At 64.9% G+C, this 14,508-nt stretch carries 12 protein-coding genes; 8 read left to right on the top strand and 4 right to left on the bottom strand.

What is annotated here, in order from left to right; genetic code table 11:
* Positions 1 to 31: 31 nt before the first annotated feature.
* Together QUV11_RS09110 and QUV11_RS09105 are read right to left on the bottom strand one after the other, a co-directional pair.
* A complete protein-coding gene (locus tag QUV11_RS09110; RefSeq protein ID WP_300881853.1) occupies positions 32 to 949 on the bottom strand; it encodes a phasin family protein in 918 nt (305 codons plus the stop codon).
* 175 nt (positions 950 to 1,124) lie between these two features.
* Positions 1,125 to 2,942, bottom strand: coding sequence for a class I poly(R)-hydroxyalkanoic acid synthase (locus QUV11_RS09105; protein ID WP_300881851.1), 1,818 nt, complete (start codon positions 2,940 to 2,942; stop codon positions 1,125 to 1,127).
* A 288-nt stretch (positions 2,943 to 3,230) separates the two neighbouring features.
* Here QUV11_RS09105 and QUV11_RS09100 point away from each other — a divergent pair, with 288 nt between their 5' ends.
* From QUV11_RS09100 to QUV11_RS09080, 5 genes are all read left to right on the top strand, one after another.
* Positions 3,231 to 4,442, top strand: a complete 1,212-nt coding sequence (locus QUV11_RS09100; protein ID WP_300881849.1) for an LL-diaminopimelate aminotransferase — start codon at positions 3,231 to 3,233, stop codon at positions 4,440 to 4,442.
* A gap of 109 nt (positions 4,443 to 4,551) precedes the next feature.
* On the top strand, positions 4,552 to 5,253 hold the full coding sequence (locus QUV11_RS09095; RefSeq protein ID WP_300881847.1) for a response regulator transcription factor: 702 nt from the start codon (positions 4,552 to 4,554) through the stop codon (positions 5,251 to 5,253).
* Positions 5,254 to 5,336: 83 nt separating this feature from the next.
* Positions 5,337 to 6,026, top strand: a complete 690-nt coding sequence (locus QUV11_RS09090; protein ID WP_300881845.1) for a glutathione binding-like protein — start codon at positions 5,337 to 5,339, stop codon at positions 6,024 to 6,026.
* Between the two features lie 190 nt (positions 6,027 to 6,216).
* Positions 6,217 to 6,846: a 2-hydroxychromene-2-carboxylate isomerase gene (locus QUV11_RS09085; RefSeq protein WP_300881843.1), complete on the top strand. Its 630-nt coding sequence runs from the start codon at positions 6,217 to 6,219 to the stop codon at positions 6,844 to 6,846.
* Positions 6,843 to 7,652 (top strand): crotonase/enoyl-CoA hydratase family protein, encoded by an 810-nt coding sequence (locus QUV11_RS09080; protein ID WP_300881841.1) that lies wholly within the window; start codon positions 6,843 to 6,845, stop codon positions 7,650 to 7,652. The genes QUV11_RS09085 and QUV11_RS09080 overlap by 4 nt, the downstream gene beginning before the upstream one ends.
* A 139-nt stretch (positions 7,653 to 7,791) precedes the next feature.
* Here the strand turns inward: QUV11_RS09080 and QUV11_RS09075 are convergent, their stop codons facing one another.
* Together QUV11_RS09075 and QUV11_RS09070 are read right to left on the bottom strand one after the other, a co-directional pair.
* Positions 7,792 to 8,808, bottom strand: a complete 1,017-nt coding sequence (locus tag QUV11_RS09075) for an SDR family oxidoreductase (RefSeq protein ID WP_300881840.1) — start codon at positions 8,806 to 8,808, stop codon at positions 7,792 to 7,794.
* A 250-nt stretch (positions 8,809 to 9,058) separates the two neighbouring features.
* Entirely contained in the window at positions 9,059 to 10,111 is a 1,053-nt protein-coding gene (locus QUV11_RS09070; RefSeq protein ID WP_300881838.1) for a methyltransferase domain-containing protein, read from the bottom strand.
* A gap of 85 nt (positions 10,112 to 10,196) precedes the next feature.
* Between QUV11_RS09070 and QUV11_RS09065 the strand changes: the two genes are divergently transcribed.
* From QUV11_RS09065 to QUV11_RS09055, 3 genes are all read left to right on the top strand, one after another.
* Positions 10,197 to 11,609: an FAD-dependent oxidoreductase gene (locus QUV11_RS09065; protein WP_300881836.1), complete on the top strand. Its 1,413-nt coding sequence runs from the start codon at positions 10,197 to 10,199 to the stop codon at positions 11,607 to 11,609.
* Between the two features lie 672 nt (positions 11,610 to 12,281).
* A complete protein-coding gene (locus tag QUV11_RS09060) occupies positions 12,282 to 12,926 on the top strand; it encodes an XrtA/PEP-CTERM system exopolysaccharide export protein (protein ID WP_300881834.1) in 645 nt (214 codons plus the stop codon).
* Positions 12,927 to 12,976: 50 nt separating this feature from the next.
* Complete coding sequence (locus tag QUV11_RS09055; RefSeq protein WP_300881832.1) at positions 12,977 to 14,494, top strand: XrtA system polysaccharide chain length determinant; 1,518 nt, start codon at positions 12,977 to 12,979, stop codon at positions 14,492 to 14,494.
* The last annotated feature ends 14 nt before the right edge of the window (positions 14,495 to 14,508 follow it).

The following is a 14,508-nucleotide window of genomic DNA, read 5'->3' as shown; positions in this document are numbered from 1 at the left end:
CCGCCGTTGAAGGCGGTGGGAAGCTTTTGGGTCAGGCAGCCTTCTTGAAGCTGTCGACGGCAACGCTGACGCGGTTCGAGATCGGCTGGAACGCGTCGCCGGCGAGCTTAAGGAACATTTCGCTGTTCTTCGAGGTCTGGGCAACGGCGGTGTCGAAGCTCTTCTTGACCAGGCGGGTCTGCAGTTCGATGAACTCGGTCGGCGACTTGACGGTGGTCATTTCCTTGAGCGCGGCGGTCAGTTCTTCGAAGCCCTTCTTGGTGTCTTCGGCATAGCTCTGGCCCATTTCCTGCGCGCCCTTGGCAGCGATCTTGCCCGATTCGACCAGGGCTTCAACGTTGCCCTTGGAGAATTCGGTCGCCTGGCTGACCATTTCGGTGCCCTTTTCATAGGCGGTCTTGGCGCGGGTCGACATGTCGCCCATCAGGCCCTTGACGCGATCGGTCATGGCAGCGGCGGTGTTCTTGGCTTCGGCGGTCATGGTTTCGGTGGTGTTCATGGTGGTTTCCTTCTTCATCACGGGAGCGGCGGCCTTGGCGGCAACCGGAGTCTTGAGCACTGCGGACTTGGTTTTCGTGGCCTTGGGCGCAGCCGTCTTGGCGGCAGGCTTGGCCATCTTTGGTAGGTTCGGCTTTGATGGGACGGTCTTTGCGGTAACAGGCTTTGCGGTCTTGGCCTTGACGGCCTCGACCTTCGCGGCCTGCGGCTTGGCCGCCAGCGCGGACGCGGCCACCGATGCCTTGGCTGCAGCGTCAGGCTTTTCGGCAGGGGCCAGCGCCTTGGCGATCACGGTATCGATCGATTTGGCGGCGTCTGCCGGCTTGACCGGTTCGGCCTGCGGGGCCTGAACCTTGGGCGCTTCAACCTTGGCTGCCGGAGCAGCGCTTGCAGCAGCGGCATTGGCCGGTGCCGCTGTCTTGGCGGGGGGCGTTTTGCTCTGATCGGACATAGTCGGTTTCACTCATCTGCTGCGTTATGCTGCAGTGCACAATAGTGATCCGAAGTGGTTCCGTCAAGGAAAAATGTTGCAGTGCACAAAAGTCATGCTGCAGGCTTTCGCCCCGCCGTGGCGGGCGCTTGTGGTATCAGCCAGTTAGCGCAACGCGATGCCCGTTGCAACCGCATCAGCGGGTTTTGACGTACCGGCCCGGCGCATCCTCGATGGCTTTGAGCGTGCCCTTGCCGGGCACGCGCGCGCCCTTGGCCTTGACCGTTTCGGGGGCATGCGCCTTGAGCCAGGCGGCCCAGTCCGGCCACCAACTGCCCTTGGTCTCGGTCGCGCCCGCGATGAAATGCTCGAGCCCATTCACCGGTTCCTCGTTGGTCCAGTACTGGTATTTCTGCATCGAGGGCGGGTTGACCACGCCGGCGATATGGCCCGAGCCCGCCAGCACGAAACGGGTGGGCCCCGACAGGTGATCAGTCAGCCGCCACACGCTTTCGAGCGGGGCGATATGGTCTTCCTTGCCCGCCTGGATATAGGCCGGGGTCTCGATGAGCCTGAGGTCGATCGGTGTGCCGTCGACGACCATCGATCCGGGCTGCGCCAGCCGGTTGTCGCGGTAGAGATCCTTGAGGTACGATTTGTGCCACTTGGCGGGCAGGTTGGTGGTGTCGCCGTTCCAGTGCAGCAGGTCGAACGGCGGATAGTCCTCGCCGAGCAGATAGTTGTTGATGACATAGTTCCAGATCAGGTCGCGCCCGCGCAGCAGGTTGAAGGTCGCGGCCATATAGCGCCCGTCGAGAAAGCCCTTGGATCCGAGCTGATCGACCAGCTTGAGCTGCTCGTCATCGACGAACAGGGTCAAGTCGCCCGCTTTCTCAAAATCGACCTGCGCGGTGAAGAAGGTCACCGACTTGACCCGGTCGGCCTCGCCGCGCTTGGCGAGCAAGGCCAGCGTGGCGGCGAGCGTGGTGCCCGCGACGCAATAGCCGATCGTATGGACATGGGGGACCGAGAGCGCATCGCGCACCACGTCGATCGCCTCGATCTGCGCCTTGACGTAATCGTCCCAGACGATCTCGGCCATGCTCTCGTCGGCGGATTTCCAGGAGACCATGAACACGGTGATGCCCTGCTCGGTCGCCCAGCGCACGAAGCTCTTCTGCGGGTTGAGATCGAGGATGTAGAAGCGGTTGATCCACGGCGGGAAGATCACCAGCGGCACCTCGAGCACCTCGTCGGTGGTCGGCGTGTACTGGATCAGCTGGAACAGGTCGGTCTCGTAGACCACCTTGCCCGGGGTCACCGCGATGTTGCGACCAAGCTCGAACGCGTCGGGATCGGTGTGGGTGAGCTGGCCCTTGCGCATGTCGGACAGCATGTGCTCGAGCCCCTTGAGCAGGTTCTCGCCCTTGCTCTCGACCATCTTCTCCAGCACCAGCGGGTTGGTCGCCGCGAAGTTGGCGGGGCTCGATGCGTCGATCAGGCCCTTCAGCGCGAACCGCATCTTTTCCTTCTGCCGCGGCTCGAGCCCGTCGATGCTGTCGGCGATGCGCAACATCTGTTCGGACACCATCAGATAGCTCTGCTGGATCAGCGCATAGACCGGGTTGTCGTGCCACTGGCGCGCGGCGAAACGGCGGTCGCTGCGCAGTTCGGGGACGCTGCCCGGCGCCTTGGGCGGGCCGCCCTCGGTTTCGGCGAGCATTGCCGGCGGCGTCATCGCGCCGATGAAACCCTGCCACAAGGTCATGCCATCGCGCCACATATCGGCCTGCGCATCGAGCATCGCCTGCGGCATCGATCCCATCCAGGCGGGAAGCCGCGACTGGAACGCCGCCGGATCGGTAAAGGCGCTCATGTCGATCGGGGTCTGCTGCGCCATGGTCGCGGCGTGCTCCAGCATCATCTGCTGCGCGCGGCCGACCACCCAGGTCCAGTGCTGCATCTCTTCCAGCGCGGGGAGGGCCGGTGGGGTGGTTTCGGTGTCGCCTGGCATGATCGTCTCTCGCTTTTTTCTCTTTGGCCTGTCCTAGCAGCGGTGGGTTGCAAAGATAAGTCCTTCTAAATCCTCCCCTGCAAGGGGAGGGGGACCATCCGCAGGATGGTGGAGGGGTAGCGATCACGAGCAGCGCTGGTGTGCAGCCGCTTCCCCTCCGTCTCGCCTGCGGCGATCCACCTCCCCGTGCCGGGGAGGATCAGAGCTGTCCCGCTTTTGCTCGACACGCGCACCCACATACGTCAAAGAACTGCCTCCATTCACGGAGAACTGAAAAGCGAATTTGATATGTCCGAAGAATTCTACCGCATCAAACGCCTGCCCCCTTATGTCATTGCCGAAGTCAATGCGATGCGGGCCGCGGCGCGAGCGGGCGGAGAGGACATCATCGATCTGGGCATGGGCAATCCCGACCTGCCGCCGCCACAGCACGTGATCGACAAGCTGTGCGAAGTGGCGATGAAGCCCGATGCGCATGGCTACAGCCAGTCCAAGGGCATTCCGGGCCTCCGCAAGGCGCAGGCGAACTATTACGCGCGCCGCTTCAACGTCGAGCTCGATCCCGAGACCGAGGTCGTGGTGACGATGGGGTCGAAGGAGGGGCTGTCGAGCCTCGCCAACGCGATCACCGCGCCGGGCGATGTCGTGCTTGCGCCCAACCCCAGCTATCCGATCCATACCTTCGGGTTCATCATCGCCGGTGCCACGATCCGATCGGTGCCGACCACGCCCGACGAGAACTATTGGCGCTCGCTCGACCGCGCGATGGCGTTCACCGTTCCGCGCCCCTCGGTGCTGGTGGTGGGCTATCCGTCCAACCCGACCGCCGAAGTCGTCGATCTGGCGTTCTACGAGCGGCTGGTTGCGTGGGCCAAGGAGAACAAGGTCTGGGTGCTGTCAGACCTCGCCTATAGCGAGCTGTACTTCGACGGCTGCCCGACCCCATCGATCCTGCAGGTGCCCGGCGCCAAGGATGTCGCGGTCGAATTCACCTCGATGTCCAAGACCTATTCGATGGCCGGATGGCGGATGGGCTTTGCGGTGGGCAACAAGACGCTGATCTCGGCGCTGACCCGGGTGAAGAGCTATCTCGATTATGGAGCATTCACCCCGATCCAGGCGGCGGCCTGCGCCGCGCTCAACGGACCGCAGGATATCGTCCAGAAGAACCGCGAGCTCTATCACAAGCGCCGCGACGTGATGGTCGAGGCATTCGGTCGCGCAGGCTGGGATATCCCCCCGCCGCGTGCATCGATGTTTGCTTGGGCGCCGCTGCCGCCCGCGCTCAAGCACATGGGAAGCCTTGAGTTTTCCAAGCAGTTGCTGCAGCATGCCAAGGTCGCGGTCGCGCCCGGGGTCGGCTATGGCGAGGACGGCGAGGGCTTCGTCCGGATCGCGATGGTCGAGAACGAGCAGCGCCTGCGCCAGGCCGCGCGCAACGTGAAGCGCTATCTCGCCAGCATGGGCGTCAACGCCCCCGGGCAGGCCGTCGGCAGCTGATGCTCGCGCGCGGTTGCTCCATTCTGGAGCCGGTTGCGCTCACTGCACCGCGATAAACGCGCTTTAATCTTCGCTGGCGCCCCACCGGGCGCCAGCGGGGTGCGGGGCGATGTGGCGCGGTGAAGAGGCATGTCTGGCAGAGCCGTGGGGCGCAGGCTGCGACCAGCCGTCGACCTGGCAGATGATCGGCCCGGACAGCGCCTTGCTGCAATCTTTGGCGCAGGCGCTGGCACGCTTTGGGGTTGCGGCCGCGGCAACCGATCTATCCTGTGCCCTGACTGCGAGCATGCCGGTGCTGTGCGATGCGCGCAGCCGGGGCGTGGTGCACAGCCTGCTTGGCCAGCCCCCATCGCGACCGGCACCAATTCTGGTGTTCGGAGCCAACTCTTGCCAGCTTCGAGCACGGCTGATCCTGGCTGGGGCCGATGATGCGGTGTCGGCACGCATCACGCCTTATGAACTGGCTGCTCGCATGCAGGCCGCGCTTCGAGCGCAGGCGACGACGCAAGGCATCATCCATCTGGCGGGCTTTGCTTTCGACACCGGGCTCCGGCGGGTTTGCTGGCAGGGCACGGTCGTGCCGTTGATGCCGCGCGAGTTCGATCTGCTATTGGTGCTCGCGCGGAATGCAGGCGTCGCCATCAGCCGCGACATGCTGTTGAGGAAGGTCTGGCGCACCGCGTTCGACCCGGGCACCAACAGCCCTGAGGTGCATATCTTCAAGCTGCGGCAGAAACTCGCAGGTCTCGGCGAGGCGGTAAGGATCGAGACGGTCAAGCGCCAGGGGTATCGGTTGGTCAGCGCGCCTTAACCGCAGGGGTGACAGCGCGGCGCGGTGCGGTATGGTCGGGGCACAAAAGGACCACCGAATCCGCAAGAGAGGCTGCTGCACCGATGATCGACCTGTATTACGCGCCCACGCCCAATGGGTGGAAGATATCGATCATGCTCGAGGAGTGCGGCCTGCCGTACACGGTCAGGCCAGTGAACATCGGCGCGGGCGAGCAGTTCGCGCCGGCGTTCCTGGCCATCAGCCCGAACAACCGCATCCCGGCGATCGTCGATCAGGATCCGCCCGGCGGCGGCGACCCGGTGAGCGTGTTCGAAACCGGCGCCATCCTGCTCTATCTGGCGGAGAAGAGCGGCCGGTTCATGCCCACCGATCTGCGCGGGCGCACGCGGGTGACCGAGTGGCTGATGTGGCAGATGGGTGGCCTCGGGCCGATGCTCGGGCAGAACGGCCATTTCAAGCTCTATGCGCCCGAGAAGCTGCCTTACGCCATCGACCGCTACGCGCGCGAGACTGCGCGGCTCTACGGCGTGCTCGATCGGCGGCTGGGCGAGGCGGAGTATGTCGCGGGGGCGGACTACACCATCGCCGACATCGCGATCTTCCCGTGGATCATGACGCACAAGCGCCAGGAGATAACCCTGGCGGATTATCCCAATATCGCGCGCTGGTACGCGCTGTGCCGCGCGCGGCCCGCGCTGCAAGCGGGGCTCGGCGTGATGAAGGACGCGATCAACCGCAACCCGCAGGCGGACGCGAAGACCCGCGAGACCTTGTTCGGGATCAAGACGTGAGCGATTGCGGTTCTTGCCCACCTTCATTCCCATCGTCACCCCCGCGAAGGCGGGGGGCCCGCTTGTGCTCAGCGGCCGCGCCCAAGCGGGATTCCCGCGTTCGCGGGAATGACGGGACGAGGCATGGGAAAATTCATCTGACTCCTGGGCTCCGGCTTTCTCCGGAGAACGGCTTTGGAGATGTGTTGTCATGACCCCCCAAATCGAATTCTGCTTCGACCTCTCCAGCCCGTGGACCTACCTCGCGTTCCACAACATCCGCCCGCTCGCAGCACGGCACGGGGCGACGATCTGCTGGACGCCGATCCTGGTCGGAGGGGTGTTCAATGCGGCCAACCCGTCGGTCTATGCGGCGCGCGAGAGCGGCAGCAGTCCCAAGTTCAAGCACATGGCCAAGATCCTGCGCGACTGGGCGCAATGGACCGGGGTCGAGCTCAACTTCCCATCGCCGCACCACCCGCTCAAGAGCGTGCACGCGATGCGCGCGGCGTGCGCTCTGGAGGAGGATCAGGCCGCGCTCGAACGCTTCGCCGAGGCCGCGTTCCACGCGTATTTCGTCGAGCAGCGCAATCTCGATGATCCCGCCGAAGTCGCTGCGGTGGCCGATGGCATCGGCCTGGACGGGGCGGCGCTGATCGCTGCGGCCAACAGCCAGCCCATCAAGGATCGGCTGCGCGCCAACACCGATTCGCTGGTCGCGCGCGGCGGCTATGGTTCGCCCTCGATTTTCGTGCGCGGCACCGATATGTATTTCGGAAACGACCAGTTGCCGCTGGTGGAACAGGCGCTTGTCCGCGCCAAGGGAGAGACGATTTCATGAACGACCGGGTCAGCATCACCATCGCAAATCACGTCGCCGATGTCCGGCTCAACCGCGCGGACAAGATGAACGCGCTCGACCCTGCGATGTTCGACGGCATCATCGCTGCGATCGACCGGCTGGGCAATGAGCCCGGCGTGCGCGCGGTGGTGCTGTCGGGCGAGGGGCGCTCGTTCTGCGCGGGGCTCGATATGGCGAGCTTTACCGCGCCCGGCGGCGGATCGGGCGGCGGACTAGAAGGTGGGGCGCCCGCCGCGCTCACCGACCGGACCTATGGCAACGCCAACAAGTTCCAGCAGGTCGCGTTCGGCTGGCGCGCGCTGCCGATGCCGGTGATCGCGGCGGTGCACGGCGTGTGCTTTGGCGGGGGCCTGCAGATCATGTCGGGCGCGTGCATGCGGATCATCGCCCCCGATGCGCGGCTGTCGATCATGGAAATGCGCTGGGGACTGATCCCGGATATGGGTGGCTATGCGCTGTGGCGCGGCACGGTGCGCGATGACGTTTTGCGCGAGCTCACCTACACCAACCGAGAATTCTCGGGCGAAGAGGCCGGCCGCATCGGCTTTGCCACGCATGTCGAGGCCGATCCTTATGCCCGCGCGATGGCCATCGCCACCGAGATCGCGGCCAAGAACCCCGACGCGGTGCGCGCCGCCAAGGACCTGTTCAACCGCACTCCGGACCTGGACACCGACGCGATCCTGATGGAGGAGAGCGTGCTGCAGGAACAGATCATCCGCACCCCCAACCAGATGGAAGCGGTGTTTGCGTTCATGCAGAAACGGCCTGCAAACTTCAGCTGAGGTTCGATTCAGCTTCCTCGTCATTCCCGCGCACGCAGGAATCCCGCTTTTTCACCGACGACGGCGCGGAAGCGGGACCCCCGCCTTCGCGGGGGTGACGGAAACACTGCGGCATTTGGCAAAGTCGAGGGACGTTGCGCTAACGCCAGTCCAGGAACCCCGCCCGGATGCAGTGGTCGATCATCCGCCTGAACGCCGCATTGTCCACGGCGGGTGGAGGAATGTCGGCGATGTTGCGAAGCGTATCGCCTGCAAACCGCGGGCTGCGCAGGAAATAGTCGAAGAACTGCGGGCCGATCCGGCGATGGACCATCGCGATGCGCCGGTCGAGCGTGGCCGGATCATAGGCGTCAGGGCTGACGATCCTGGCGGGCACGGTGCCCGGGTACTCGCTGACAATCCGCAGCATGTCTGTCATCGCAAAGGGCGCCGCGCCGACCAGATGCACGCGCTGGCCATCGAACGCGGTGATGTCTTGCGCCATCGCCATCAGCCCGGCGGTGACGTGGCAGATCGGCACGATGGCAAAGGCCGCATCGGGCGCGGCAGGGACCGCACCCAGCAGCGGCGATCCGAACAGCCGGAACAGGTGATGAAACCCATCGATCCGTGCAATCGCGCCATCGCTCAACCGCCCGACGATGATCGCGGGGCGGGCGATGGCAGCGACCAAGCCTTGCGCCCGCGCGGCCTCGACCAAAGCTTCGGCGCGCGCCTTGCTGGCCTCGTAGCCGTTGGTGAAGTCGGCCGCGGGGTGGGCGGGGGCCTCCGCTATGAGGCCATCGGCGCGGCCGCAGACATAGGCGGTCGAGACGTGGAGCAGTGGGTAGTCCCAGCTTTGCGCCAGCGTGATGGCATGCGCGGTGCCGCCGACGTTGACCGCCTCGTGCACCGCGTCTGCCGCCGAGAAGTCCACCGTCGCGGCGCAGTGGATCAGCAGGTCCATGTCCTGCGGCGGCTCGGCCAGTCCGAAGCCGGGGAGCGCGACATCGCCCTGCAGCACCGTGATCTCGCCGATCCGATTCCGCCCATCCATGTCGAGCACATCGCGCCCTTCGCCGCGCACCAGTGCGGTGACGCGGTGGCCGGCATCGAGCAATGCGCCCGCCAGCGCCCCGCCGACCAGCCCGGTCGCGCCGGTCAGGAAGATGTGCATGTGAACTCCGGATTTTCGAGCGCTAACCCCGTCCGCTCAGACTGAGCCTGTCGAAGGCCCCGCGCACCCGCTCCGGCCATCTTGCTCGTCACCCCCGCGAAGGCGGGGGTCCCGCTTGTGCTCCGCGCAGTAGAAGAAGCGGGATTCCCGCGTGCGCGGGAATGACGGAGATAGATACGGAACCATCGCGCGGGGCCTTCGACAGGCTCAGGCTGAGCGGGACTTGGGAGCCTATCGCGAAGGCAGCAGATCAACAGCACCCCACCAGATCGCCATCCTCGCCCGTGCTTTGCGCATAAGGCAATCCCCCGCCGCAACCTGCGAACACGCCGTAATGCGTCGAGAAATCGCCGATGAACTGGAAGTGCTCGGCAAAGCGGGTGTCGGACAGCATCTTCCAGCTGTTGCCGCAGATCGGGAAGATCCGGCCGCGCTCGATCAGGTGGTGCTTGTCGAGCGTGAACACGCGCTCCTCGCCCTCGACGCTGCCCAGATACACCACCGCCTGGCCGTAATCCTCGCACTCGGGCTCGAGGTCGTCGAGCTTGAACAGCCGGTAGGTGGCGGAGAAGAAATCGATGCCGTCGAGCATCGCGGCGATGCGCGGATCGCCGATGCCCAAGGGACGGTCCTTGACCAGCCGCGGGTCGGTAAAGCCCGCCGCCTTGGACAGCTTGAGGAAATCGCCCCAGTACAGCGCGCCCGACAGGCACTCGCCGTGCAGCACCGGATCGGTCAGCAGATGCAGCGGCACCCGCCGGCTCGAATAGACGTCGGAGAAATACATCTCGCCGCCGGGCTTGAGCAGCCGGTGCGCATCGGCGAACACCTTGGCCTTGTCGCCGACCAGATTGATCACGCAGTTCGATACGATGATATCGAAGCTGCCGGGTTCTAGATCGAGCGCGTCGAGCTTCTCGATATCGCCCTCGACAAAGCGGACGTTCGACTTGGCATAGCCGAAGGTCTCGCGGTGCCATTCGAGATGCGTGTTGGCGATCGCGAGCTGCTCGGGGGTGGCATCGACCCCGACGACCTCGCCGTGCTCGCCGACAAGCTGCGCGAGAATATACGCGTCCTGCCCCGAGCCCGAGCCCAGATCGAGGATCCGCGCGCCCGCAATCGCCGACGGCGCGATCAGGCCGCAGCCATAATAGCGCGCCTTCACATCGGGGTGCACATTGGCCAGCGCCTTGATCACCGCGAGCGGCGGGCGTTCCGAGGTGGTACACGCATCGGTGCGCAGATCGGCGGATTCCGACAGCACCTTGCCGTAATATTCACGCGAATTTTCGAGATTCATGCTGGATTCCCTCTGAGCTGGCGCACATGGTCTAGCGACTGGCATTCGCTGTAACCAGCAAGATTGTTTCACCGAAACGGGGTCTATGAAATATTCGCACGACGTGATCGTCATCGGGGCAGGGTCTGCCGGGCTGGTCTGCTCGGGCGGGCTCGCGATGTTCGGGCTGAAGCCGGTATTGATCGAGCGCGCGGCGATGGGGGGCGATTGCCTCAACACCGGCTGCGTGCCCAGCAAGGCGCTGATTTCCGCCGCGCACCGCGCGCACGACATGCGCAATGCCGCCGAGTTCGGCATGGCTTCTGTAGAACCCGAAGTCGACTTCCGCGCGGTGCACGCAGCGGTGCATCAGGCGATCACCACGATCGAGCCGCACGACAGCGTCGAACGCTTCGAAGGCATGGGGGTCGAGGTTGTGCGCGGCGACGCGACCTTCACCGGGCCCAAGAGCGTTGTGGTGAACGGCACCACCTACACCGCGCCGCGCATCGTGATCGCGGTGGGCAGCCGCGCATACGTCCCGCCGATCAAGGGGCTGGAGCAGGTTCCCTACCTCACCAACCACAACGTCTGGGACCTGACCGAGCTGCCCAGGCGGCTGATCGTGCTGGGCGGCGGGCCGATCGGCATGGAGATGGCACAGGCGTTCCGGCGGCTGGGCTCGGAGGTCGTGGTCGCCAGCAAGGGGCGTCCGTTCCCCAAGGATGACAGTGACGCCGCCAAAATCGTGATCGACCGGCTGACCGGCGAGGGGATCGAGCTGATCGTTGAGGCCGAGGCCGATGCGGTGGCAAAGACCGCCGATGGCCTTGTGCTGACGCTCAAGGACGGGCGCACGATCACCGGCACGCACCTGCTGATCGCCACCGGGCGCGAAGTCAACTTCGACGGGCTGGGGCTCGAGGTTGCAGGCGTGAAGTACGACAAGAAGGGCATCCTGGTCGATGCGCGGCGGCGGACCAGCGCGAAGCATATCTATGCCATCGGTGACTGCCGCGAGGGCCCGCGCTTTACCCATGTCAGCGGCTATGAGGGCGGCAATGTCGCGCTCGAGATCAGCCTGGGGGTGCCGACCAAGGCGAACTATGCCGCGCTCCCCTGGGTCACCTATACCGACCCCGAACTCGCGCAGGTCGGCATGACCGAGGACGAGGCGCGCAAGGTGCACGGCGACACGATCACCGTGTGGCGCGAGGACTTCGACCACAACGACCGCGCGGTCACCGAGCGCGAGGTCACCGGCTTCGTCAAACTGGTCAAGAAGGGCAGCAAGGTCATCGGCGGCACCGTCGTCGGCCGCGGCGCGGGCGACCTGATCCTGCCGATCGCGATGATGATCGCGGGCAAATCCTCGACCTTCGGCGTCGCCAGCCTGATCGTGCCCTATCCCAACCGATCCGAGCACATCAAGGCGGCGGCGTTCGCGTCGGATGAGGGCAAGGTGTTCAACAAATGGTCGCGCGGCTGGGCGCGGTTTCTGGCGCGGCGGCGGGGGTAGGCTGGTATTGCATTCCTGACCTGCCTGTTACCGTCACCCCGGATCAAGCCCGGGATGACGGGATGGGCCGAATGGCGAAGGCAGGGTCGTTTGCCGCAAGACAGCGTTTTTTCCAGAGTGCTACAGTAACTCCACCCCCTCCGCTCAGCCTGAGCCTGTCGAAGGCCCCGCGCTAAGGTTCGTCCAAGGCACACGTCGTCCCCGCGCACGCGGGGGTCCCGCTTTGATTACGATGGGTGGAGAACAAGCGGGATTCCCGCGTTCGCGGGAATGACGGGGATGGTGACGGAGCGGTTTCGCGGGGCCTTCGACAGGCTCAGGCTGAGCGGGGGTGGTTGTCGGTTCGCTCAGTTGGCTTGCGTTTGGCTCAACGGTCTGGAGATGGGCCCCTGCCTTCGCAGGGGAGCGGGGCGGGCAGTCGCGCGGGCGATGCGCGTCTGCCGTGCTTGAGCGAAGCGCATGGATCGCGCTTCGGCAACCGCCAGGCGCGCAACCCGCCAGCGTGCGGCCGATCACACCATGGATGTAAAAACGTCTGCACCATGAAGCACTAACGCTATGTTCACCCTTTTTCGTCATAGCTGATGCCAATCTGCGCGAACCCGGCCTGCAATTCCTGCTGTCAGCAGGGCGTGGGCTGCGGAATCGCCGGTGGTCTAAAAAGGTGCTGACATGGGATTGTTCCGTCTGTTGAAAATGGGAATCGCGGCTCTGGCTGCAACTGCACTGGTGGCAGGTTGCGCCTCGACCGCCAGCGGGCCGCAGCTGCCACCGGCATCGTTCGTCTCGCTCTCGGATGGTCCCGGCGAGGAATATATCATCGGCCCACTCGACGAATTGACCGTGTTCGTGTGGCGCAATCCCGAGCTGGGCGCCAAGGTGCAGGTGCGCCCCGATGGCCGCATCACTACGCCGCTGATCACCGATATGCCTGCCGTCGGCAAGACTCCGACGATGCTCGCCGAAGACATCAAACTTCAACTGTCGCAGTTCATCCAGGAGCCGATCGTCTCGGTGATCGTCAACAGCTTCGCCGGCACCTTCTCGCAGCAGGTGCGAATCGTCGGCGCGACCGAAAAGCCCGCCTCGATCCCGTATCGTGCCAACATGACGTTGCTCGATGCCATGATTGCCGTGGGAGGACTTTCCGAATTCGCCGCGGGAAACCGTGCCAAGCTGGTACGGTTCGACAAGATTTCGGGCCGTCAGCAGGAATATGCGATAAAGCTGGGCGACCTCATCAAGAAGGGCGACAGCCGCGCCAACGTGCTGCTGCAGCCTGGCGATGTCATCATCATCCCGGAAAGCATGTTCTGAGCGCGTCACACGCCGACCCGCACAGCCCAATCGAAAGAAAAGCCTGACCGATGAATGGCCTCTACGAAGAATTCAGGATCGCGGTGCACAGCGTCTGGCAACGCCGCTGGCTGGCGATGGCGATCGCCTGGGGCATCTGCGTGCTCGGCTGGCTGGCGGTCGCATTGATCCCCAACACCTATGAATCGCAGGCCAAGCTTTTCGTCCAGACCAAGGCGATCCTGCCCGACAACACCGGCATCAGCGCGGTCGAGCGGCAGAAGCAGATCGACACCGTCGAACAGACGCTGACGTCTGCCGCCAACCTCGAAAAGGTGGTGCGCGGAACCGATCTGGGCAAGAACCTGGTCACCCCGCGTGAAGTCGAAGGCGCGGTGGGCGGCTTGCGCGGCGCGATCAAGATCAAGTCCGAGCAGGACAATCTGTTCGAGATTTCCGCGACCATGTCCGCAGGCGGCCGCTCCGACGGCGAGGCCGCGACGCTGGCGCGCGACGTCGTCCAGAAGCTGATCGACATCTTCGTTGAAGAGAACCTGGCTGGCGGCCGCGGCGAGACCAGCGACACGCTGCGCTTTCTCGACGAACAGCTCGCCAAGCGGCAGAAGGACCTCGAGATCGCCGAGCAGAAGCGGGTGAAGTTCGAGACCGAGAATCTGGGCATGCTGCCCGGCATCGGATCGGTGAGCCAGCGGCTCGAGCAGGGCCGGATCGAGATCAACCAGATCGATTCGCAGCTGATCGCCGCCCAAAGCGCGCTGGCTGCGATCAACGGCCAGGTTGCCGGAACCCCGCAGACGATCGCCGGTGGCGCCGGTGGCGCGGTCAGCCCGCTGGCGCAGGCGCAGGGCGAGCTTGCTTCGATGAAGGCGCGTGGCCTGACCGACCAGCATCCCGATGTGCTGGCGTTGAAAAGCCAGATCGCGGCGCTGCGCGCTGCGGGGGCAGGCAACGCAAACGCCAATTACGGTGTTCCCAATCCGGCGTACAGCTCGCTGGTCAGCATGAAGGCCGAGCGCGAGGCGGCGGTGACCGCGCTGCAATCGCGCAAGTCCGCCTTGCAGGGCGAGATGAATGCGATGGTCGCCAAGCAGATCCAGGAGCCGGGCGTTGCCGCCGAGCAGGCGCGGATCGCGCGCGACTATGAAGTCCTCAAAACCTCGTACGACAAGCTGCTTGGCGATCGCGAACAGGTGCGGCTGCGCGGGCAGGTGGAGACGCAGACCGATGCGGTCCGCTTCGACCTGATCACGCCGCCGTCCAGCCCGCGCACTCCGGTGGCGCCCAACCGTCCGCTGTTGCTGGTGGCGGTGCTGCTCGCCGGGATCGCAGGCGGCGTTGGCGGGGCGTTTGCTCTGGGCCAGCTCAGCGCGAGCTATCCCACCTCCGCCAAGCTGGAGGCCGCAAGCGGCCTGCCGGTGATCGGATCGATCTCGCAGATGCTGACCCAGGCCCAGCGCGACGAGCGCAAGCGCAAGCTGCGCATGTACCTCGGCTCGGGCGGGGCGTTGGTCGGCGTCTTCCTGCTGCTGCTGATGATCGAGTTCATCCAGCGCGGTTCGGTGGTGTGAGGGATAAAAGAGAC

The sequence above is a fragment of the Blastomonas sp. genome (assembly GCF_030373265.1).
GTDB lineage: Bacteria > Pseudomonadota > Alphaproteobacteria > Sphingomonadales > Sphingomonadaceae > Blastomonas.
This window is presented reverse-complemented; position numbering and strand designations above follow the sequence as displayed.